17 protein-coding genes are annotated in these 23876 nt (G+C 49.5%); 9 read left to right on the forward strand and 8 right to left on the reverse strand.

Annotation, left to right across the window (positions count from 1 at the left end):
- Window positions 1–339 precede the first annotated feature (339 nt).
- The 4 genes from B147_RS30725 to B147_RS0123990 all read left to right on the forward strand — a co-directional run bounded on the left by B147_RS30725 (window position 340) and on the right by B147_RS0123990 (window position 8892).
- Window positions 340–5244 carry a transporter substrate-binding domain-containing protein gene (locus tag B147_RS30725; RefSeq protein WP_083927978.1) on the forward strand — a complete coding sequence of 1635 codons (4905 nt, stop codon included), beginning with the start codon at window positions 340–342 and terminating at the stop codon, window positions 5242–5244.
- 3 nt (window positions 5245–5247) lie between these two features.
- Window positions 5248–6339 carry a response regulator gene (locus B147_RS0123980; RefSeq protein ID WP_020589743.1) on the forward strand — a complete coding sequence of 364 codons (1092 nt, stop codon included), beginning with the start codon at window positions 5248–5250 and terminating at the stop codon, window positions 6337–6339.
- 24 nt (window positions 6340–6363) lie between these two features.
- Complete coding sequence (locus B147_RS0123985; RefSeq protein WP_020589744.1) at window positions 6364–7488, forward strand: hybrid sensor histidine kinase/response regulator; 1125 nt, start codon at window positions 6364–6366, stop codon at window positions 7486–7488.
- Window positions 7489–7611: 123 nt separating this feature from the next.
- Window positions 7612–8892, forward strand: a complete 1281-nt coding sequence (locus B147_RS0123990) for a nickel pincer cofactor-dependent isomerase, group 22 (protein ID WP_020589745.1) — start codon at window positions 7612–7614, stop codon at window positions 8890–8892.
- Here B147_RS0123990 and B147_RS0123995 read toward each other — a convergent pair whose 3' ends face one another.
- The 6 genes from B147_RS0123995 to B147_RS0124020 form a co-directional block, all read right to left on the reverse strand.
- Window positions 8893–9882, reverse strand: a complete 990-nt coding sequence (locus B147_RS0123995; RefSeq protein ID WP_020589746.1) for a D-alanine--D-alanine ligase family protein — start codon at window positions 9880–9882, stop codon at window positions 8893–8895.
- Between the two features lie 104 nt (window positions 9883–9986).
- On the reverse strand, window positions 9987–10889 hold the full coding sequence (locus tag B147_RS0124000; RefSeq protein WP_020589747.1) for an aspartate/glutamate racemase family protein: 903 nt from the start codon (window positions 10887–10889) through the stop codon (window positions 9987–9989).
- Window positions 10882–12126 carry a CapA family protein gene (locus B147_RS0124005; RefSeq protein WP_020589748.1) on the reverse strand — a complete coding sequence of 415 codons (1245 nt, stop codon included), beginning with the start codon at window positions 12124–12126 and terminating at the stop codon, window positions 10882–10884. Before B147_RS0124005 ends, B147_RS0124000 begins: the two co-directional genes overlap by 8 nt.
- Before the next feature lie 13 nt (window positions 12127–12139).
- A complete protein-coding gene (gene alr, locus B147_RS0124010; protein ID WP_020589749.1) occupies window positions 12140–13312 on the reverse strand; it encodes an alanine racemase in 1173 nt (390 codons plus the stop codon).
- Window positions 13312–14160: an aminotransferase class IV gene (locus tag B147_RS0124015; protein WP_020589750.1), complete on the reverse strand. Its 849-nt coding sequence runs from the start codon at window positions 14158–14160 to the stop codon at window positions 13312–13314. Before B147_RS0124015 ends, alr begins: the two co-directional genes overlap by 1 nt.
- A 159-nt stretch (window positions 14161–14319) precedes the next feature.
- Complete coding sequence (locus B147_RS0124020) at window positions 14320–15156, reverse strand: class I SAM-dependent methyltransferase (RefSeq protein ID WP_020589751.1); 837 nt, start codon at window positions 15154–15156, stop codon at window positions 14320–14322.
- A gap of 112 nt (window positions 15157–15268) precedes the next feature.
- Between B147_RS0124020 and glk the strand changes: the two genes are divergently transcribed.
- Both glk and B147_RS0124030 read left to right on the forward strand, forming a co-directional pair.
- Entirely contained in the window at window positions 15269–16255 is a 987-nt protein-coding gene (gene glk / locus B147_RS0124025) for a glucokinase (protein WP_020589752.1), read from the forward strand.
- Between the two features lie 105 nt (window positions 16256–16360).
- Window positions 16361–17158: a sulfite exporter TauE/SafE family protein gene (locus B147_RS0124030; RefSeq protein ID WP_020589753.1), complete on the forward strand. Its 798-nt coding sequence runs from the start codon at window positions 16361–16363 to the stop codon at window positions 17156–17158.
- Window positions 17159–17339: 181 nt separating this feature from the next.
- On the opposite strand, the gene B147_RS0124035 is transcribed toward B147_RS0124030, so the two are convergent.
- Both B147_RS0124035 and B147_RS0124040 read right to left on the reverse strand, forming a co-directional pair.
- Window positions 17340–19256, reverse strand: coding sequence for an aconitate hydratase (locus tag B147_RS0124035; protein WP_020589754.1), 1917 nt, complete (start codon window positions 19254–19256; stop codon window positions 17340–17342).
- A gap of 208 nt (window positions 19257–19464) precedes the next feature.
- Entirely contained in the window at window positions 19465–20169 is a 705-nt protein-coding gene (locus B147_RS0124040; RefSeq protein WP_020589755.1) for a methyltransferase, read from the reverse strand.
- Between the two features lie 190 nt (window positions 20170–20359).
- Between B147_RS0124040 and B147_RS29405 the strand changes: the two genes are divergently transcribed.
- The 3 genes from B147_RS29405 to B147_RS29830 all read left to right on the forward strand — a co-directional run bounded on the left by B147_RS29405 (window position 20360) and on the right by B147_RS29830 (window position 23672).
- Window positions 20360–22450, forward strand: coding sequence for a type I restriction endonuclease subunit R (locus tag B147_RS29405; RefSeq protein WP_033397907.1), 2091 nt, complete (start codon window positions 20360–20362; stop codon window positions 22448–22450).
- Window positions 22447–22848: a hypothetical protein gene (locus B147_RS0124050; protein WP_020589757.1), complete on the forward strand. Its 402-nt coding sequence runs from the start codon at window positions 22447–22449 to the stop codon at window positions 22846–22848. The genes B147_RS29405 and B147_RS0124050 overlap by 4 nt, the downstream gene beginning before the upstream one ends.
- 113 nt (window positions 22849–22961) lie before the next feature.
- Entirely contained in the window at window positions 22962–23672 is a 711-nt protein-coding gene (locus B147_RS29830) for an ATP-binding protein (protein ID WP_020589758.1), read from the forward strand.
- Window positions 23673–23876 lie beyond the last annotated feature (204 nt).

The following is a 23876-nucleotide window of genomic DNA, read 5'->3' on the forward strand; positions in this document are numbered from 1 at the left end:
TTCTGACTTAAATTCGAAAATGTCTTTACCGTCTCGCGAATCTGTTCAAGTTCTGCGTTTTTAATCTGCCGACCACACTGGCTTATCACAGCGTTTTCTCCTCAAATGTAACGTTTCGATTNGTGGGTGAACTCACACACATCCACGTTACATTATCAAAAGACCTGCAGAGTGTCTATTATAATTTTGCGACAAAATAATTTTAGATGTCGCTCCGCCCCCCTGATATCATTGATAATAAATTTTGATGCGTCAGCGCTGCGGTACGAAACGGGCAGTTGCTTTTTCCAACTTAACGTAATAAGGTTCTTTTTAAAAAAAATTCTGTCGGAAAACAAAATGTACTCATATAGATATATGACCGGATTAAAATATATTTTAATCATCTTATTCGTATCTATTTCTACGACGGGCACCTGTTGGGCAGGCAGCCCACCCAAACAGGTTGTCGTAGCTGTGGGCACGGACAGCACCCCCTATTATTTCCTGGATCAGGAGAACCACCCTGCAGGCCTGGTGGTGGATATCTGGAAACTTTGGGCCGGTAAGACCGGAATACAAGTTGTTTTTAGGCCCGTCCCCTTTTACCAAACGCTTATATCCGTACAAAATGGAGATGCCGATGTCCATGCCGGGTGTTTTTTCAGCCGGGAAAGAAACAAAACCCTTGATTTCATTGAGCCTGTAGTGAAGGTCAGGACCCATTTTTTTGTGAAAAAAAATATCCTGGGCGTAAAGCGGCTGGAAGATTTACGTGGTTTTCGCATTGGCATCATCAAGGGAGATGCTGCCATTGATTACCTGAAACAAAAAATGCCTGATGCCACACTGGCCGTATATCCGGATAACCAGGCCCTGTTTGACGCTGTTAAGTCGGGTGATATTCTTGCGTTTGTCAAAGATACCAATATCGCTTTGGCCATGCTCAAACAAAAGGGGATACTGAATCAGTACCGGTATTTTGACCAGGAGCCGCTTTACGAAGCCGACTGGCTATGCGCCGTGCGTAAAGGGAATAACGCCCTGGCCGAAATTGTACGAAAAGGGATGCAGGACATACCACAGGCTGACAAAGCCGCTGTTTTTCGTAAATGGACCGGCAGATCCCAGGAACAGGAGACCAATGTATTGACCATTGCCTGCTGCAATGAGTGCCCGCCCATGTCCATGATCAGCGCTGCGGGCCATCCGTACGGTATGCTGGTGGATGTGTGGCGGCTGTGGGCAACTAAAACCGGCCGGAAAATAAATTTTAAGTTTTTCAGCTGGGAAGAATCCCTAAAAGCAGTTGAGGATGGAAGGGCTGATATCCATTCAGGGCTCTACAAGTCAAAAGACTTGGAAAAAACCATTGCCTTCTCCAGAACCTTTTACCGGATAGAAAGCGGTTTCTTTTATAAACTAGGTCCGGATGCGCCCAAAACACTGGCCGATTTACAGGGAAAAGTTGTCGGCACAGATGCCGGTACCACTCAGTTAAACCATTTACAGGCAAGCGACAGAGTCTTTCTGGTGCAGCCCACGGATCAGGATCTACTCCAGAAAGCATCCCAAGGCGCCTTTGACATCTTTTTTGCAGAACTGCCTTATGTCTCGGCCCAGCTTGAACAAAGGGGAGAACAGGGCAAATACGGCCTTTTACGCCAGGGAAAAATGACGCAACCCATCTATGCGGGTGTGGCAAAAAATAATCCAACGCTTTTAGAGACGGTCAACAAAGGCCTTACCGACATGTACTATGTTGAACTGGCTGATATCGAGGCGCGCTGGATCAAAGATCCTTTACTGAGACGGCTTGGGAACAACGCCATGCCCAATATCCTGACCCAGGAAGAAAAAGCCTGGCTGAAATCCCACCAGGTGATCCGGCTGTTAGGAGACGCCGGCTGTCCGCCCATTGGCTTTGCAGATTCAACCGGCCGGTATAAAGGGGTGGCGGCTGACTATGTCAATCTGATCGGACGCCGGCTGGGCATCCGGTTTGACGTCATCAGCGACTACACCTGGACCCAGATGGCGGATCTGATAAAAGCGGGTAAGGCAAACGGCATCACCTGTATGGTCAAAGAAAAGGAGCGGGAGCAGTGGCTCTCATTCAGCACGCCCTATTTTGTCAGCCCCTATGTCATTGTGACGAACAAACAGACGCCTGCCATTTCCGGCATAGAAAATCTGGCCGGAAAAACCCTGTCCATTGAAGAAGGCTACTTTCTGCAGTCCAGGTTGAAGGCACAATATCCTGAAATCATGCTTAAACCGGTTAAGAATACGGCCGAGGCCCTTGAGAATGTGGCGAACGGGACAGCCGATGCCTATGTCGGAAATCTTATGGTAATTAAATACCTGTTAAATAAAAAGGGTATTAATACTCTCAAAATTGCAGCACCGGCACCCTGGCCGGCATCCAGACTTTGCCTTGGCATCCGCAAGGACTGGCCCCTTCTGATTTCATCCATTAACAAAGCCATTGAAAATATCTCCCAGGAATCCCATCGGCTGATCAACCAGCACTGGATGGAAGACTTTGAGGATGCGGATCAGAAAACCATGCTCCTGCTCTCACACGAAGAGAAAGAATGGTTGAAATCCCATCCTGCCTTACGGCTGGGGATTGATCCTGCCTGGCCACCGTTTGAATTCTATTCCCAGGAGTACGGGTATTCAGGCCTGGCTTCTGAATATATCAAAAAAATTGAAAAACAGCTCAATATCTCCCTGCAGGCCCAGACCGGCCTGACCTGGCAACAGGCGATGGACAAGGGGCGGCAAAAAGAGATTGATCTGTTTCCCTGCATTACCCCCAGTCAAAAGCGGGCCCAGTTTCTTAATTTCACCAAGCCATATCTGTCTTTTCCCATGGTTATTGCCGCCAGAACGGATTTTCCTTTTATCAGTGGACTTGACGATCTGGAAGGCAAGACAATTGCCGTGGTGAATGGCTATATATCCCAGGAAATTCTCCAAAAAGATTTTGGAAAACTTAAACTGTTACCCGTTGAATCGGTAAGCGAGGGCCTAAAGCAGGTCAGCCAAAACAGAGCAGATGTATTTGTGGGAAACCTTGCCTCCATTACCTATTGCTCCAAACAGACAGGACTGACCAATATCAAAATTTCCGCTGTGACCCCCTACGAATTTGAACTCTCCATGGGGGTACGAAAGGATTGGCCCCAACTGGCCTCCATCCTTGACAAAATTTTGGCAAACATGCCGGAATCTGAAAAAAACAGAATTCGGGATGACTGGATCCGCATGCAGTTTGAACATCAAACCAACTGGACCCTTCTGTGGAAATGGATTCTGGGCATGACCCTTGTCTCATGTACCATCCTGGGCATTATTCTTTTTTCCAACAATAGACTTAAAAAAGCGGAAGCCTCTTTGAGGGAGAGTCACGAAAAATTGGCCCTGGCCGTGGCCGTGGCCAGGGAGGAAAAGCAGAAAGCCCTGGCAGCAGACCAGGCAAAAAGTCAATTCCTGGCCAATATGAGCCATGAAATCCGGACCCCCATGAATGCGATCATCGGTATGACCCATCTGATTATGAAAACTCCCCTGGATACAAGGCAAACGGATTACGCGACCAAAATTGATACCTCGGCCAAATCCCTGCTGAACCTGATAAACGATATCCTGGATTTTTCCAAGATTGAAGCCGGCAAGATGGACATGGAAATTGTGAATTTCAGCCTGGATGAAACCATGGAAAAACTTGCCGGTCTGATTACGGTCAAGGCCGCTGCAAAAAAAGATCTTAAAGTGCTGTTCAAGGTGGATCCCCAAATCCCCAACAACCTGAAAGGTGACCCCCTAAGGCTGAACCAGGTCCTGGTCAACCTTGGCAACAATGCAGTGAAGTTCACGGAGAAAGGTCACATCATTGTGTCGGTGGATCTGCTTGAGAGGCAAAAAGATCGGGTGATTTTAAAATTCTGCGTTAAAGACAGCGGAATCGGTATGACACCGGAACAGCAGAAAAAACTGTTCAAAGTGTTTAGCCAGGCAGATGCCTCCACAACCCGGAAGTACGGCGGCACAGGATTGGGGCTTGCCATTTCAAAACGGATTGTCGAGATGATGGGTGGACAAATTTCCCTTGAAAGTACATCCGGAAAAGGCAGTACCTTTTCTTTTACCTTGCCCATGGCATTTGGCCCCCAAAAGGCCCCCAAACAAAAAAGTGAAAAACAAACGCTTTCCAGAACTGTTCTGGGGGCCAAAATTCTTCTGGCAGAGGACCACGACATCAACCAGCAGGTTGCAAAGGAAATTCTGGAAAGCGCCGGATTTTTTGTCCGGATCGCAAATAATGGAAAAGAAGCCCTTTCCATGGTTTTGTCCCAGGATTTTGACCTGGTTCTCATGGATCTTCAAATGCCGGTGATGGACGGGTACCAGGCGACCCGGGAAATACGGCGGCATAAAACCGCCAAGGATCTGCCCATTGTGGCCATGACGGCCTCTGCCATGCCCCGGGACCGGGAAAAGGCCATGGCTGCGGGCATGGATTCCCATGTGAGCAAGCCCATTGATTTAAACGAACTGTTCCAGACCCTTTCCCGATGGATAAAGCCTGGAGACAGACCATTGCCAAGGGGCTTTGAGCAAAAGCAGGAGAAAGAGAGCTCCCTGGTTGATGTTCCGGGAATATCCGTACGCCGGGCCCTTTCCCGTATGGACCAAAATGAGGTACTCTACCTGGACCTGCTGGAGAAATTCAAACAAAGTTATGCACACGCCGACCGGGAATTAAAGACGCTCATTGAAAAAGGACAGGATGCGGATGCCCGGCGGCTGGCCCATTCCATCAAAGGTGTGGCCGGCAATGTCGGCATGACGGACCTGCAGGCGGCCGCAGCCGACCTGGAAACCGCCTTCCGTGACAGGAGGTCATCTGAATACGACACCCTGATGGCTCTGTTTTCCCAGGCGTTGTCCCTTGTTTTGTCTTCGGTGGATCAACAATTGACGGGTGCCATTGTCAAGGATGCCCCGTTGCCGGAAAATAAGGAAATCAAATCCGAAAAAGAACTGGCCCTGATGTTGGTTGACCTTGCCCTGTTTGTAAAAAAACGGGAGGCCAAGCCGGCAAAAGACCGAATAAAAAAAATGAGCAACCTGGCATGGCCAAAGCATATGGAGTCTGATATAGCAGAGCTTGATCGCCTGATTTCCCGGTACCAATTCAAACCGGCGGCACAAATCCTTGAAAAGATAATGGTGAAATTGGAAGATGTAGGATAAATTATGACCGACTTATCTCAAATGCGCGTACTTGTTGTAGATGATGTTGAAACCAATGTGGATATTCTGGTGGAAGCCCTTGGCGACGATTACCGGGTCAGTGTGGCCATGGACGGGGAATCAGCCCTGGAACTTATTGAGGAAGATCCACCGGATATTATTCTTATGGATATCATGATGCCCGGCATAGACGGATACGAAGTGTGTGAAAGGCTTAAGTCCAAAACCGCCACCCGGGATATCCCCGTGGTGTTTCTGACGGCCTTGTCCGAAGAGGAAAATGAGGCCAAGGGACTTGCCTTAGGGGCGGTGGATTATATTACAAAGCCCTTCAGGGCGGCACTGGTCAAAGCCCGTGTTAAAAATCATCTGGAATTGAAACAACACAAGGACCATTTGGAAAGCCTGGTCGCCAAGAGAACCCGGGAAGTATTGTTAACCCAGGAAATCAGCATGGAAAGCATCGGCATTCTGGCTGAATTTCGAGATCCTGAGACCGGTGGGCATATCAAGCGGACCCAACATTACATCAAAGCGCTTGCTAACCAGCTTAAATTTTTACCCAAGTTCAGTCAAATACTAGATGAAGAGACCATTGACCGGATCTATAAATGTGCACCGTTGCATGATATCGGAAAAGTTGCCATACCTGATGCCATCCTTAAAAAACCCGGGAAACTGACCAAAGAAGAATTCGATGTGATGAAAACCCATACCATGCATGGATATGAGGTGTTGCTGTCCGGCAAAAGACGTCTGGACAAAGGCGATTATCTGAACTGCGCAGGCTCCATTGCATTGACCCACCATGAAAAGTGGGACGGCTCCGGCTATCCCCGAGGACTTTCAGGAGATAACATCCCTGTGGAAGGGCGATTGATGGCCATCGCAGACGTTTATGATGCGCTGGTTTCCAAAAGGGTATATAAGCCGCCTTTTCCCCATTCCCAAGCCATGGCCATTATTCTTGAGGGAGAGGGAAAACATTTTGACCCTGAGATGGTGGCGGTGTTTAAACACCACGCCGAAACATTCAGAGCCATTGCCATAGAATTTGCAGACCATGATGATGAAATCAAAACGTTGCAGTGCTAAAGGGATACATATAAAGGGAAAATTATGGGGCAGGAGCAAACAGCCATACATAAACAGTCAGTGATGGTGGTTGACGACTGCGAACCGGATATTGACGCACTGGTGGCGTGTTTAAGCGGCAACTACCAGGTCCGGATCGCAACGGACGGGGACAGTGCCTTGAAAAGTATCCGGGAGGATGTGCCTGACATCGTACTGTTGGACATCCTTATGCCGGGGATGGACGGTTTTGAAGTATGCCGGAAAATCAAGGAAGATCCCGGGCTAAAAGACGTACTGATCATCTTTGTCAGCAGTCTGACCGAAGCTGTGGATGAAACCAAGGGGCTGGAGATGGGGGCTGTGGACTATATTACCAAACCCTTTAACTTTGCCGTCATTCGCGCCAAGGTAAAAACCCACCTGGAGCTGGCCCTGGCCAGAAAGGAACTGGCATACCAGAACCGGATTCTTAAAGAAAATATTGAACTGCGTGAACAAATGGAACAGATTTACCGCCATGATCTGAAGAACCCGATTCAGGCGGTGTTGGGGGTCGCCCAGATTATGAAGCACTCTGAAACTCTGGAAAAAACCACCCGGCAAAATCTGGCCCAGGAACAAATTAATGCCTGTTTTACCATGATTGATATGCTCAACCGGACCATGGTGCTGCATAAAATGGAGCAGAATGTTTGTCCGGTAAATGTGGCCCGGGTGGATGTCATGCCTGTTTTTGACCGCATCACCATGGTGTTTGGCAGACAGATGGCAAAACGGCAGATCCGGTTGAGCATATCAATCAACGCAGATCCTGCCGATACCGGCAGGCCCTACATAATTTCATGCGATGAGATGCTTTTTTACATCATGATTAATAATTTATTCTCCAATGCCCTGGAGGCCTCCCCTGACGGCGGAACCATTGCCATCCGGATGCTTGGCCCCAAACAAAACAATATCAATATAGAGATAGAAAACCAGGGGCTTATCCCCGAGCCCATCCGTGATAAGTTCTTTGACAAATTTGTTACTTACGGCAAACCCCAGGGCTCCGGTATTGGAACCTATTCGGCCATGCTCACGGCACAACTGCATGGTGGAAGCATCAACTTCTCTTTGTCCGAGCAGGCCGGTACCACCACGATATGTGTGTGCTTACCCCAGTAAGGAAAGTGCCGTTTATAAGAAAGTTCCAATAAGTTGTTGAATTACTTTTTTACTTTGTTGTGGGCTACACCTCGGTGCTGATATGTCAGGTCAGCCCATGGCTGTTATTGGAAAAGTCAAAAAATGCGATACCCAGGATATCTTGAAAAAAAATTTAATTTCCCCGGGTTTTACCGGGTAAAACTGGCTTTGCCGTCCATGGCACTGCCGGATCCGGCAAAGGATCTGAAAGCACAACTGGACCAGGCGCTGGATCAGTCACCCATTGAACCCGGGCAGACCGTGGCCGTCGGTGTGGGCAGCCGGGGCATTAACAAAATTGCGGCGATGGTGAGGCAAATCTGCCGGAGCATCAAAGACAAAGGGGCCCACCCCGTCATCATCCCGGCCATGGGAAGCCACGGCAGTGCCACCCCAGAAGGCCAGGAAAAAACCCTCGCTAAATTAGGCGTGACACCTGACGCCTGCCAGGCAACCATTGCCTCACAAATGGATGCGGTTGAAGTGGGCCGCGTCTTTGATGCAGTGCCTGTCTACTTTTCAAAAAAGGCCATGGAAGCGGACCACAGTATCTGCATTAACCGCATCAAGCCCCATACCAAATTCAAAGGCGATGTGGAAAGTGGGCTTTACAAAATGCTTGTGGTGGGCATGGGTAAACACAAAGGCGCTTTGACCTATCATAATTTTGCCCTGAAATACGGATTTCATAAGCTTCTCAAAGCCATGGGCGATACGATTATTGAACAAACCAACCTCTGTTTGGGCATCGGTGTGGTGGAAGACGCCTATGACCAGATAATGAAAATTGAGGTGATACCGGCGGCCCAAATCAGCACCCGGGAGCCGGACCTTTTAGCCTTGGCCAAAGCCCATTTTCCCAGCCTGCCGTATAAAAATCTGGACCTGCTGGTGGTCCGGCAAATCGGCAAGGAGATCAGCGGATCAGGCATGGACCCCAATGTCACCGGCAGAACCTGTGATTTAATGGAAGATGATTTTTCCCAAAGCCTTTGTGCCAAACGGCTGGTGATCCTGGACCTGTCCCCAAACACGGCGGGCAATGCCATCGGCTTAGGCAATGCGGACATCATCACCGAAAAAGTATTTGCCGGCATGGATTACCAGGCCACTATCATGAATGCCTTGACTGCCATGTCCCTTAAAAAAGCGTCCATTCCGGTCCGGTTGCCCAGTGAGGAAAAGGCCATTCAGGCAGGATTCCAGACCATTGGTCCGGTGCCCCCTGAAAAGGTCCGGGCGGTGATTATCAAAGATACCATGCATACAACCGACTTTCTTGTCAGCGAAGCCCTGGCCCGTGAAACCCAAAAATTGTCCTACCTTAAAGAGATGGCCCCCTGCCGGATCGCATTTTCTTCTTCCGAAGAGCTTGTTTGGTGATCAGGCAATGCCGTACCGGACCAGGGCAGAGTTGACGATATGGTTGATCAGGCTGCGGTAATCTTCCATTTCTCCTTTTTCCGATGCATGGTGAAGGGTGTAAAGCTGGGGCGCCCAGCTCTTCGCTGGTTTAAGGCCCGGGATACCGTTTACCTCAATGATTTTTACATTTCCCTGGCTGTCCAGGCGCATGTCGGCCCGGACATGGTCCCGGCAGTTCAACGCTTTCATTGCCTTGACGGTAACATCTATGAGTTTTTCGGAGATTTCACCGGCCGGCTGGATTCTGGTGGCACCTACACCCCGCAGACTTGCCTTTAGGATGGGGTATCTGCCAAAAAGTTTGGGGTCCACTGTGATCATACCGGGTAAGAACTCCTGGTATGCGCCGTTACCCAGCATCAGCACCGTATATTCCTGGCCCGGCAGGTATTCCTCCACCAGGGCGGGTTGATTATAATTTTTATGGATAAAACCCACCTGGGCTTCCAATTCTTCGACGGTGTTTACCACGCTGTTATCGCTAATTCCTACAGATCGGCTTTCATACGTTGGCTTGACAAAGGCCGGGAACACCAGATCCGGCAGGGGGTGACCCTGTTCAATTTGGTAATGGTAGGGAATGGGAACGCCTGCCTTGCCCAGGAGGTTGTGGGTGGCGGTTTTGTGAATCAGCGCCTTCATGGTGGCCGCATCCGGGCCGATGTAGGGAATCCTGCGCTTGTCCAGGATGTCGGCTACCCACTCTTCACCGTTGCCGCCCATGCCGATGGTGGCTTCGTTTTCCGTTACATGGTACAGCGCACTCCAGACCAGATCGAATTTGCAGGAATCAAGCTTTTGGATTAATCCGTCCATGTCTGATACGAATGCGATGTCGGAAGATTTGCCCGACCCCCTGATGGCCTTTGCAATTTCCTGGGTTACGGCCATGTTGCCCCAGCCCTGGGCATCCCCGCCGGGACTGGTGATCAATAAAATACGGTGCATGTTTTGCCTTTTTATATGAAAGTCTCCAGCAAGTAACTGGATTCTTTTTATCTTTGTTGTGGGCCGAAGTCTGGGTGCTGATAGACCAGGTCGGCCCATGGCCGTTATTCAATCTCTACGCGGAACAGCTGCCTGTCCAGCCGATAGTTTTTCAGGGCATCGGCCACATCCGGTGAAACCTTGGACAGCAGTCGCTCATAGGCTTTGATCCCTGCGGGTTTCCATGAGACCCTGGATACAATATTTATGGATATCTGCGGTGATCCGCCGGGAATAATGCCCTGGCAGGCCACATCGGTCATGGCTTCGTTTGGGTTTAAAACTTCTACTTTTCTGTTGGTATGGCGGGCCAACGCATTTTTAAAAATGTTTTTACAATACCCAAAATGGGTGCAGCAAAGCCCGGCATACACAGTGGACCCGGCATTTTTCAGATTGTGGGCTGCCTGGGCAGCAAATTCATCAATCAACGTTTTGACCTCGTTACTAAACGGGGTCCGCTCAATTTTACCTGCAAGGGCCAGGCATCCCTGGGTGATGATACGTTCCGGGGCAATCCCACGGTCAATTAAAGCCTTTTTATGGCTGTTCTCATGGATGGTGATCGGGGTGGCAAAAATTACGGCACTGGCTGACACATTTCGGGTCAGGGCATTATAGATCATCTGAACTCCATGGTCCACGATGCCGGTGACGGGAATTGTCGTCTCTTTTGCAAACCGGGTAAACGGATAGACCACGGACAATGTGTTACAGGCAATGTAAATGTGATCGGGGTTATATTTGGCCATGGCTGTCATGGCATTGTGAAACACCTTGGCCCGGGCCGCCGGATTCGGATAGTGCCTGTACCCTTTTTCCTGTTCAGGCCAGGCATTGAAATACACCAGGTGAATGCGCTCGTACCGTGCATCATTGGCAAACCTTGCGGCCATGCCTGCACACACGGAAAGTCCGCCAAGTCCCGAGTCGGTCACAAGCAGGGTAATCTTTTTTTTATCACTCATTTTCCATCTGCCTTGTCAGCCACTCCCGGGCCAGGTCCCGGGCCCAGGCCGGGCTTTGTCCCATCTTGTCCTGCACCACACGGGTGAGCAGATCTTTCCAGTGGTGAAAATGCTGGGCCGTGGTTAACCGGTTTCTGAACATGGCCGCTGCCTTGCCCGGGGTGTCTTCCAGTTTGTTTAACATCATGTTGACTTCATTTCTGAATCCGGAGACTCCGTAATAGTCCAAAAAGCCCTGCCAGGCCTGCCTACTGCCTTCGGGTGTAGATAGAGGCTCGCTGATCTGCGTGAACCGTTTGAAAAAATAATCCCGGTCCGGCCCTGCAAGCATCTGAAGGCCCTGCTCATAAATCCGGTAGGGTTCAATATCCAACCCGGCCAGCCCTTGTTTGCTGATATGCAGGCGCACCATATAGCCTATTTTTCGCCAGAAAAAGTTGGTGGGTTGGTAAAAGACAAAATTTCCCAGGCTGCAGCACACCGGCGTTTTTCCATGGAAGAAAAGCCCCTGGGGCACATGGGGATGATGGCCTATTACGGCGTCGGCACCGGCATCTGCCAATTCCCTGAAGGCGTTTGTTACGTATTCCGGCGCAAAGGGGATATATTCCAAGCCGCAATGGGCCACGACGATCACGGCATGAAGCGTTTGGGATGTCTCAGTTTTTAAATTTTTGATGCGGGCACAGGCACCTCCAATGTCCCACCCGGCCACCCCCGGTCCGGAGTCGGCGGTTGTCAGATCTTCACCTTCGCTGATGTTGACAATGGCAATGCGAATCCCCTTGGCTTCCATAATCAGAGGCGCTTCAGCCTCTTTTTTGGTCATGCCGGCACCTGTGCGGGCTATGTTGTTGCGGTCCAGGACCTTGGCGGTTTGTCTGAATGCATCAACACCAAAATCAAACAGGTGGTTGTTCCCCAGGGTGACGGCAGAAAGAGGTACGGCGGTCAGGCCCTTTACATGGCGGGTATTGCCTTTGAATACGGTCCCACTTTTACATACTTCACTGCCGATATCGCTTAAAGGGGCTTCCAGGTTCACAACGGTTAAATCGGCGTCTTGCAACACCGGCAGCACATCGCCGTATATGGCCTGAGGGTCGGATTCAATTAAAGGGGCAAAGGCCCGGATGGGCGCCCAGTCCCCGGTAATGATCAGGGAAGCTGCATCTGTTGGTCCGGCATCCCCGGACCATGATCCGGATTGAAAATTAAAGGGGTTGGTGTCCGGCATGGGCGGCTTCCTTTTACATGTATGACACAGGCATCCGCCCGGTCAGGCCCGTGGTGACCTCGTAATTGATGGTCCCGGTGAGACCGGCGATGTCGTCCGCCGTAATCCGTTCAGTGCCCTGGGTGCCGAGGATGGTGACATCCTCTCCGGGTTTAACCCCCGGAATATGCCCCACGTCAATCATGGTAAAATCCATGGTGACCCGGCCCACGATGGGCGCCCTTTGGCCTTTGACCAGCATCTGTCCCTGGTTGGACAAAAGCCGGCTGTACCCGTCTGCATACCCGATGGGCACCGTGGCAATCACTGTGGGGGCTGTTGTGACATGGGTGCAACCGTAGGAAACGCTGAAATTCTCCGGCACGGCTTTGACATAAATGATTTTTGACGTGATGGACATGATCGGCGCAAGTGTATGCCGTGTGATGTCCACCTCATGAGAGGGGGCCATCCCGTACATGGCAACGCCCGGACGCACCATGTCAAAATGGGCTTCGGGCAATTCAAGAACCGCGGCGGAATTGGCTGCGTGGCGGATTTGTGGGCGGATTCCCATATCCGCGAGCATGGCAACCATTTCATTAAACCGGGCCAGTTGTTCTTTTGCATGGGTTTTATCAATGACGTCGGCTTTGGCAAGATGGGTGTAGGCACCTTCCACCTCAAGATTTTTTAAACCTGCAATGTCCCCGATTTGACGAATGCCTGCCGTTTCCCCTGATTGTCGGGTAACCACGCCGGGATGAAGAAACCCCAAACGTCCCATGCCCGTATCCAGCTTGATATGAATTTTTAAGGTGGCATTTAAGGATTGGGCCGCAGCGGACAGGCCTCTGGCTGTCTGAATATCCGCCACGCTTGCCCGGATGCCGTGGGTCACAAGAAACGAAACCTGCTCGGGCAGTGCTTCTCCTAAAAGAAGGATGGGCGCGGTGATCCCGGCATCTCTCATGGCAACGGCCTCCGAGATCCGGGCCACGGCAAGAAAATCGCTTCCGTTTTTCAGGGCGGTTTTTGCGCACTGTATCCCGCCATGCCCGTAGGCATTGGCCTTGACCACGGCGCAGAACCGGGCATCGGTTGGAATCAGGCGTTTCAGGGTTCGAACATTCTGTCCAAAGGCGGACAGATCCACCTGCACCCGGCTTTGGGGCTCAAGGAACGATTGTGCATGGGAAGGATTCATCAGTGCACTTCTCCAAGGCCGTATGCTGTTGTGTATGCTTTCCATCCCGCCATCAGGGCACATGTTTTTTCTCCGGGTTTACCGTCGGCTATGACTGTGTCGTCCACCTGGATGACGGGTACGATCTCTTTGTTGGATGCCGTGATAAACACTTCATCCATGTCGGCTATATCTGCCTGGGGAATAAAATCCAGAACAATGTCATATTTTTTTTCCAAAAGTTCCAGCACGGCACCCCGGGTTACGCCGGGCAGAATGTCGATGGGCGGGGTGATCAGGGTGGTGCCTTTGAACGCGAACAGGTTGGTGGTGGTGCCCTCAAGCAGGCGGTTATCCTTGTTTTTGTAGATGGCCTCAACAGCGCCCTGGCTGCGGGCCTTTTGCTGGGCAAATACGGCTGACAGATAGTTGCTGCTCTTGGCTTCGGGGATAAACCTTTCCATGTCCACGGTGATGATTTTGGTGCCCTTGGTGTACCACCAGTCCGGCAGTTCGTGCTTGGGCGTGGCCATGACCATGAGAATACCGTTTCCCTGGGGGGTTACACCGTCAGAACTGATGCCACCCGTGTAGACGATGCGGATATTTTCTTCTTTGTGGTCCGGATTTTTTTCTATGGTCTGCATGACAATGTCGCAGATCTCTTTGTTGGAATGGTTCAGTTCAAGTCCGATATGCCGGGCGGAATTTTCCAGACGTTCCACATGTTTTTCGAGACGAAAGGGGCGTTTGTTATAGGTGATCAGAAAATCAAATACACCAAATCCCCTTAATACGGTGATGTCTTTTACAGAAAGCGTGGCCTCGTCTTCAGATACGAATTTGCCGTCAATATAATAAGTGTCCATGGGTTGCTCCGTTTATTGCGAATGTGCCTTTACTTGCGGGTAGGTAATTGTCTGTCCGAGGCTTCAGGCGTGTGCTTATAGTTAACAGATATAGAATATGGTGATTGGCGTCAATGAGGAATTGCCGCAAGACCATAAAGATTATTAAATACATTCTTTTTAATTAAAATCGGATTTTATCCAGATTTCTTCCACGCAAAGCACAGCTTTCTCTTTGAAATTATGTTCCATGTTTGCGCCAAAGCACCCGGCATTTTCCCCGAAAACCAGGGCTGGGTTCAACGGGCCTGTACCCCTGGCTTTTTTAATGGCATTGATCTTTTCCCACCAACGCGCTGAATTTGTTGTTTTGTCTTCACTGAAAACAAGTTCAAAGCCGGCTTTTTGGGCATATTCTCCAAGATCTTGACGGGAACAGAGCATGGAGGCCGCCGCATTACCGGCCCAGGGAACAGGGTAAAGGGGGGCCGGCCCAGGGCCATCCACAATCTCGTGCAGGATCAGCTTACCCCGGGGGGCCAGCACCCTTGAAAATTCGGCAAACGCCTTTGTTTTATCTTTTATGTTGAGTAATACATGCTGGCATAGCACGGCATCAAAAAAGTTGTCTGGATAAGGTAACGCCAGCAGGGACCCTTGTTTCAGGTTTATGGTTCCGTCCTGTGTAAAACCGCACCACTGGTTTAACATATGTGCGGTCTCAATAAAATCTTTGGACAGGTCAATGCCATGGACAACAAGGCCGAAATTTTTTACCAGAAGCCGGGATGTGCCGCCAATGCCGCAGCCTGCATCCAGAATGGTCATGCCTTTTTTCAGTCCGGCCTGCTCCACAAGTTCGATGGTCGCAGGGGCTGCACCTGTATGAAGCTGGTCAACCGGGGCAAGATCCCGCAAGGTGATCTCTTCTGGATTTTTGCCTGCCTTTTCAAGTCCCTGACGAATTTTTGACCCGAGCACCGGGCAGGTATAATGGGCTTTGGCAGAATTATTCATATGTTTTTCCTTGTTAACGCTCCTAAAATTGTTGAAAAAAGCCTATATTTAAAAGCGTGTTGTTGTCAAACCAAACAAAGTCATAACCTTTTATTACACAGGTGTAAAACCCATGATGCTTGCAGGAGATATCGGCGGCACAAAAACCATTCTTGCGGTTTATGCCGACAGGACAAACGTGCCGGCAAATCCGGTTCACGAAGCCCGCTTTAAAAGTGCCGATTATCAATCTTTTGAAACCATTGTTCAAGAATTTTTAGATCAGACCGGTTTCAACCCCCAAGCGGCTTGTTTCGGGGTGGCAGGACCGGTAAAAGACCGTCATTCCCGGATCACCAATCTGCCCTGGGAAATCAATGCCGGTAAAATTGAGCAGGCCTGCGGCATCCCCAAGGTCTTTTTGATTAATGATTTGGAAGCCATTGCCGTGTCAGTGCCCCATCTGAACAAAGACAATTTTTTTACCCTGAACCCTGGAGAGCCTGATCCCAAAGGAAACAGGGCGGTTATTGCGCCGGGCACGGGCTTAGGGATTGCCTTTCTAATCTGGACAGGCGCGGGGTATCGTGCCTTTGCCAGCGAAGGGGGGCATACAGCCTTTTCTCCACAGGATTCCCAGGAACTTAAGCTTCTGGAATTTTTAACCCGGCGGTATGGCCACGTCAGTTTTGAACGGGTGTGCTCTGGCAGTCAACTACCTAATCTTTATGGTTATTTTTTGGAAAAGAATGTTTTCACGGAACCTACCTGGCTAAGGGAAAAGCTGGATGCGGCAGCGGACAAAACACCGGTGATTGTGGAAACTGCCCTTGAACACAAGGCCGATATCTGCGAAGCTACACTGGACGTATTTGTCCGCACCCTTGGTACGATCATCGGCAATATGGCCGTGACACTTCTGCCCACAGGCGGTATCTATCTTGGCGGCGGCATACCGCCGCGTATCCTCAAAAGACTGGCCCGGCCCGATTTTTTAGGCCGCATCGCTGACAAAGGACGGTTTTTTTCATTGTGCGCCAGTATGCCCATCCATGTGATTCTTGATCCCCAGGCGGCGTTGTATGGTGCGGCCTGGTATGGGTTTGAGAAAGGGTTGTAGGGTGGGCCTAAAAAGCATGTCCTTCCTAACGATTCATTGCTTTTTTGCCTTGATTTTATATATTGATGTTTTTGTCTAATTGACTACAGATAAAGGATTGAATAGATGATTTATGTAGCGTTGTATTTGGTTGTGGGCGGTGTGGCCGGTGTACTGGCCGGACTTTTAGGCATTGGCGGCGGCCTTATAATTGTACCCATGCTTACTTCAGTTTTTACGCACCAAAACGTGGCCCATGAAGTCATTGTGCACATGGCTCTGGGCACGTCTTTGGCCAGTATTTTGTTTACGTCGGTTTCCAGTATGCGTTCCCATCATAAGCGCGGCGCTGTGGTCTGGCCTGTAGTATTCAGAATCACGCCGGGTATCCTGGTGGGGACATTTACAGGTACCTGGATTGCCTCCATGCTCTCTACCAATTTTCTTAAATGTTTTTTCGGCATCTTTTTATATTATGTGGCCACCCAGATGCTCATGGGAATAAAACCCAAACCCACCCGGGACATTCCCGGCACAGCAGGCATCTTTGCGGCCGGCAGCGTCATCGGCATATTTTCAAGCCTTGTGGGTATTGGCGGCGGTACCCTGTCCGTGCCGTTTTTGACCTGGTGCAATACCAAGATCCACAAAGCCATCGGCACTTCCGCAGGTATTGGGTTTCCCATTGCCGCAGCCGGGTTCCTGGGATATGTGATCAACGGGCTTGGTGCTCCTAACCTGCCGCCCTACTCCCTGGGGTTTGTCAATCTTGTTGCACTGGCAGGTATTGTTGCCGCTTCGGTACTCACGGCACCCATTGGGGTGAAACTTGCCCACAGCCTGCCCGTTGACAAGCTCAAACGTGTTTTTGCCGTGCTGCTTTATGTGGTGGGTACAAGGATGCTGATCTCTGTGTTCTGGTGATCGCAGGTTTTGATCTGCCAGCCATCCACCGGCATATTAAACCCATTCCGTTAATTGAGACTTTCTTATAAAAAACGAAAAAAGGAGGATAACCAACCGAGTCGATTATCCTCCTTTTTTTATTATGCATGCCGGGGGAAACGGTGTTTACCCCGGCTTAATGTGCTTTAGCAATCAGCTATTAGCCTTTGAAGGTTGCTTTGAACTGAGCCAGAGCGCCGCCCAATTTCAAGGTGGGGATCACGTCTGTGTCAAAAGCACGTTCCAGTTCAAGTTTTTCGCCGTTGACTTCAAGGAACAGATCGCCGGCCAGGTCTGTGGCATCAAAGGATACCGTGTCGCCCTGGGTGATCTTGTCGTAGTCAGCCGGGTTCTTGAAGGTCATCGGTACAATACCGAAGTTAACCAGGTTGGCCACATGGATACGGGCAAAAGATTTAACGATAACCGCGCGGATACCAAGCCATCTTGGGCAAAGTGCGGCATGCTCACGGGAACTTCCCTGGCCGTAGTTTTCAGCGCCAACGATGATGCCTTCTCCGCCTGCGTCTCTGTGAGCCACAGCGCGTTCGGCAAAGGTGCTGTCAACCTGGTTGTAAGTGGCCTGCATTGCGTATTCTTTAACATTGGAGCGCAGGGGCAGGAATACACCGGCAGGCTGGATGTCGTCAGTACTGATGTTGTCGCCAAGTTTCAGCAGAACTTCGCCTTTAACAACGTCAGGCAGCGGAGTGAACTCAGGCAGCGCCATGATGTTGGGACCGCGAACAACGCCTTCGGACTTGTCGGCTGTATCCGGCATGATGAAGGAGTCGGTGTCGATAACCGGCGGAATAACGTTGATGGCGATGTCTTTTGCTTCAGGAACGGTGATAACACCTGTCAGAGCACTGGCAGCCGCAACAAGCGGGCTGATCAGATGACATTGGGCATCGTCAGTACCGGAACGTTTCGGGAAGTTACGGTTGAAGGTTCTCAGGGTGATGCCTTCGCTTGGGGGGGAACCGCCCTGGCCGATACAAGCGCCGCAACCATTTTCCATGATTCTGACGCCTGATTCAAACATCATTTTGATGTAACCGGCATCAGCCAGCTGCATGGCAACAGATCTGGAACCCGGATAGAGCATGGTGTCAACTTTAACTCGTTTGCCTTTAAGGGTTTCTGCGAAAGTAGCGATGTTTTCAAAGGAGCTGTTGGTACAAGAACCGATGCACACCTGATGAATTTTAGTTCCGGCATGATCTTTAACTTTTTCAACATTACCCGGAGAGGGATAGATGGCGATCAGCGGTTCGATTTCAGACAAGTTGATGTTGATTTCAGCATCATAGGATGCGCCTTCGTCAGCGCCCATTTCGGTGTAATCACCACCGCGGCCGCGGCTTTCCAGGAATGCTTTGGTGTTTTCATCACTTGGGAAGATAGAGGTGGTAGCACCCATTTCAGCGCCCATGTTGGTGATGGTTGCACGTTCTGTCAAAGACAGGGTAGCAACGCCGGGGCCGGTATATTCAAAGATAATGCCCTTGCCGCCTTTTACGGAGACAATTTCAAGCATCTTCAGGATAACGTCCATGGCCATGCAGTTTTTGGCCAGCTGGCCGGTCAGGTTAACCTTGGTCACCTTGGGCATGGGCATGGTGTACATACCGGTAGCCATTGCCAGAGCAACGTCATATCCGCCTGCACCCATGAAGATAGCACTGCAACCACCGGCGTTTACGGTATGGCTGTCAGCGCCAACACCTGTCATACCAGGTTTAACGAAGTTTTCCATGTTGGTGAAATGACAGATACCGGTGCCGGGGGGTGAAAAGATGATGCCAAGTTTGGCGGCAACTGTTCTCAGGTATTGATGGTCATCCGGGTTTCTGAAGCCGGATTGAAGCATACTGTGATCAACAAAGTTCACAGCAAGGGGCTTTACCTTATCAACGCCCATGGCTTCCAGCTGAAGCATACACATGGTACCGGTGGCATCCTGGGTGAAAGCTTCATCGATCTTGATTTTGATCAATTCCCCGGGTGCCGGCAATTCAGCAGGCTCAACCAGGTGATCCTTGAGGATCTTATGTGTTAAACTTAAAGCGCTCATTTTACCTCTCTTCGTTTATGGTTATGATTAATGCCCCCCGATCCAAACGGAATTTAATAAACCTATTAAACCGAGGATTTAAATCTTTATCTCCGGTAGTACGATTATCCGAGCTGCAAGTACGCCACTCATGCTTTTAGGATAGGAAGATGCGTTTTGTCAAGAAATATTAAATATGTTGGGGTTAGTTGTTGGTTTTTGTAAAATTTTATGAATTCGCATCGAAAAAGCGAAAGCGGCTTTTGATTGATTTATCATCATTGGGATATGCCATAAGAAGACGATTTTGGGGCGTGATCTCACCAGGAATTTTTTTAGTCATCACCGTATACCCTTTGCAAGCCAGTTTGAAAGCCCTTGTGGCATCCACGGCCAGGGGACCGTCCATCCAGCCCTCAAGGCCACCTGTATCGCAGGTGTCAAGATCATGGCAGCATGGCAACACCGCAAGTTTTGCCCTTGCTGACGCGGCTTTTTCGATCACCGTATCTGTCAGCGTGCCGCAGGCATGTACGGATACGACAATATCCTGGGAAGATAGTTCTACCCGCTCAAGAGGCATCCGGCTGAAAAAAATTCTATCCTTTAACCGGGGCCATGTCTTGATCAAATTCCGGGAGAGCACGTTTGCATTTTCCGGAATATTGGTGTCAACGGCAAGGGCATTGGGAGAGGTATCATCTAATAGTAGTAAAATATGAGAAACCAGACCATGGCCGCAGGCCAGATCAACGATTCTGCCACCCCGGAATACTCTTCTGATCCGTTTTGCCACCTCCCATGCTTCATAAAGTTCTTTTCTCGGCAGTGTCTGGGACCGGCATACTGCCCTCGCAATTCTATCAAAAAGAGTATCTTTGGGAAATAACGCCTGCTGATGAATGGTGAGCCTGTTTTTTGAAGATTTTTTCATATTAAAACGCACAATACAAAGATACATGTAAAAAAACAAGGGAGCGTAACAGTCAATTATATGATATTTATTTGACTTGACGATGATTAAACGATGGGGTTCAAGATGTCATCTTTCCATGAATTTTCTACAAGCCAATTGGTGAATATACTATTTGATAAAGTCCGACTAAACTGAAAAACTATCCGGCATGAAAACAGAGCAACAGACAAGGGTTCAGTTGATTGACAAACAGCTTGAAAAGGCGGGATGGAATATTGATGATCCCACCCAGGTTGTACAGGAATACGATATCCTTGTTGATCTTCCTGAGGGCGTTGCCGAAACACAAACACCTTACCAGGGACATCAGTTCAGTGACTATGTCCTTTTGGGGAAAAACGGTACCCCACTGGCTGTTGTGGAAGCAAAAAAAACGAGTAAGGATGCAGGCATTGGCAGGAAGCAGGCAAAACAGTACTGCTACAATATCCGGAAGCGGACCCGTGGACCTTTGCCGTTCTGTTTTTATACAAACGGATTGGAAATTTATTTCTGGGACCTTGAAAACTATCCACCCCGAAAAGTTATCGGCTACCCTACGTTGGATGATTTGGAGCGGCTGAATTATATCCGGCAAAATCGTAAACCGCTTACCCGGGAATTGATAAACATGCAGATTGCCGGCCGGGATTATCAGATCGGGGCCATCCGTTCCGTCCTTGAAGGCATTGAGAAAAAGAAACGATCATTTCTGCTGGTCATGGCAACTGGTACCGGAAAAACCCGCACCAGCATTGCGTTGGTTGATGCCCTGATGCGGGCCGGCCATGCGGAAAGAATCCTGTTCCTCGTGGATCGTATCGCATTGCGGGAGCAGGCGTTGGACGCCTTTAAAGAACATCTGCCCAACGAACCCAGATGGCCCAATGTGGGTGAAAAGCTGATACGTATGGATCGAAGAATTTATGTTTCCACATATCCCAGCATGCTCAACATCATTCGCAATGAGAACCAGTATTTATCTCCATATTTTTTTGATTTTATATTTATTGATGAAAGCCATCGCTCCATTTACAACACCTACGGCGAGATTCTGGATTATTTCAAGACCATTAATCTGGGAATGACGGCAACCCCCACGGACCTGATTGACCACAATACCTTTTCCCTGTTTGAGTGTGAAGATGGACTGCCGACATTTGCCTATACCTTTGAAGAGGCGGTTAACAATACGCCGCCGTACCTGAGCAACTTCCAGGTGATGAAAATTCAGACCAGATTCCAGGCAGACGGCATCAGTAAACGAACCATTGCGTTGGAAGATCAAAAAAAATTGATGCTGGACGGCGTGGATATCGAAGAGATCAATTTTGAAGGCACCCAGCTTGAGAAAAAGGTGATCAACCGGGGAACCAATACCTTGATTGTGAAAGAATTCATGGAAGAATGCATCAAGGATCAAAACGGGGTGCTGCCGGGAAAAACCATTTTCTTTTGTTCTTCAAAGGTCCATGCCCGGCGCATGGAAGAGGTGTTTGATACACTTTTCCCGCAATACAACGGGGAGCTTGCCAAGGTCATGGTGTCTGATGATCCCAGAGTTTATGGAAAAGGAGGACTTTTAGACCAGTTCACCAATCAGGATATGCCCCGGGTTGCCATCAGTGTGGATATGCTGGACACAGGCATTGATATTCGGGAGATTGTCAATCTTTGTTTTGCCAAACCGGTCTATTCCTACACCAAATTCTGGCAGATGATCGGCCGGGGCACCCGTCTTCTGGAACCGGCCAAAGCCAAACCCTGGTGCCTTGAAAAGCAGATTTTTTTGATCATGGACTGCTGGGATAATTTTGAGTATTTCAAGCTGACGCCGGAAGGCAAGAAGATTGATCCGGGCCTGCCGCTGCCGGTCAGGCTGTTTGGTCTCAGACTGGACAAAATTGAAACCGCGATGCACCTTGCCGAAGAAGACATTGCCCAAAAAGAAATCTTCTGGAAAGATGTATCCGATAACGCATTGGATCTTCTTGTGGAAAAGCTTGGTCCTTTGATGAAGTTCAGGGAGAAAGGCAACCCGGTTTCACCCATTGAACTGGATCTCAAAGACAAGGTAAAGCAAAAAGAATATGTTGAATTCGGGCCAGAGCATGAGGCCGTCAGCATTACCAGGTATAAGGAAATGGTAGAGGCAAAAATTCTGGCCCTGATGGAAAACAACCCGGTGCTTTTAAAAATTAAAGAAAACAAGCCGGTTTCTCAAACCGATATGACCTTGAAACTCTGTATGGTGCATTGAGCCAGAAAGCCTTCAAGGGAGAACTGGATCTCAGCCTGATTCCAATCACGGTGGAGTTGAAACCAAAGGATATTATAACTGGTGTACCTCAAGTCGGAGAACCGGTACTGACAGTTCAAGACAAACCGGATAAAGCCTCGGAAAACAGGGAGCAGATCCTGCACCGCCTCTTTAACGGGTTTATATCCGATGCGAAAAACGGCGCACTGTCCCTGGACGATTTCTGGTTGGAAGCAGAAGAAAAGTTTATGGAGTCCATGGATGAAGATGCACCACCTATAGGTGTGGCCGATTACGACCGGGTCCGGGACTGGCTCTTTGAAATGCTGGCCCAGGGCAAGGTAGCTCAGGTGTTTAACGAACAGGAAAACCGCATGGAGATTCGCTCTGTCTCATGATCCTTTTGCGGTTGAAAATAAACGAACCGTTCCGGTGCCTGCAGCAGGGATTTGAGCTTTATTTTTAAACTGAATGGGATCGAAGCGAAAGCCGGGGAGGGTTTGCTCCGTATGTGCTGGCCGGACCAAACGGCAGCGGGAAATCCAATGTACTCGAAGCCCTGGCAGCCATTTTTTACCATTTGGCGTGCCAGTACCTAACCATCCGCCCGGAGGGCTTTGATTATGACGAAGAGGAGAACCCCCAAGGATTCCGGGACGAGAAATCCGTGCCCAATGCCTTTGAACTGGAGTATCTGACCGTCCCGCCGGTAACTCCGGAATACGGGGATCAAAAGGTGCTGGTCCATATCAAGATCGTCAAGGTTCCCGGAAGCAGTGCCAGGGTGTACCTGCTCGATCATCCGGCTGTGGATGCGGAAAAGCCCCTCCCCAGAACCGAGGCCGCCCAAATGCTGCCTGAATATATTCTGGCCTATTCATCCGGGGAAAATGAGATTTTAAGCCTCCCGTTTTTTAAGATGCGGTTTATCAATTATGATGCGTACCTTTATCATCTTACCCGGCAGTCGGATTATCCCGGCATTGAAGGCGGCATGGCCTTTCTGGATACCCAGATGAGCCAGGCCGTCCTGATCTGCAATTTTTTGTTTCAGGATGAAGAGGCCCTGGCCCCATTCAAGCGGGATGTGGGTGTGGAAGGCTTGAAACAATTTCGGATTATTATCCGGCAGCATCATCGTGTGGCCTATGATGATGAGGCAAGAAAATATTTTAAGGGATCAATATCTGATGGACTCGTAAAAAGTCCAAAATCAATTTAACATGTTAATATTATTGGCTAAAATCCATTTTTTAGCTTGCATTAAAAATACTTATTCTATATAATATACTCTATGTTATCAATAGCTTAGGGTTGACTAAATGATTAAGACAAATGACCACAATCAGCTCCACCTTTTCGATCCCTGGGACTTTTTAAGCCCGAAGCGCAGGAAATTGCTCGATGACTCCTGGGCAGGGCTTTT

It is taken from the genome of Desulfobacter curvatus DSM 3379 (assembly GCF_000373985.1).
In the GTDB taxonomy this organism is placed as follows: Bacteria; Desulfobacterota; Desulfobacteria; order Desulfobacterales; family Desulfobacteraceae; genus Desulfobacter; species Desulfobacter curvatus.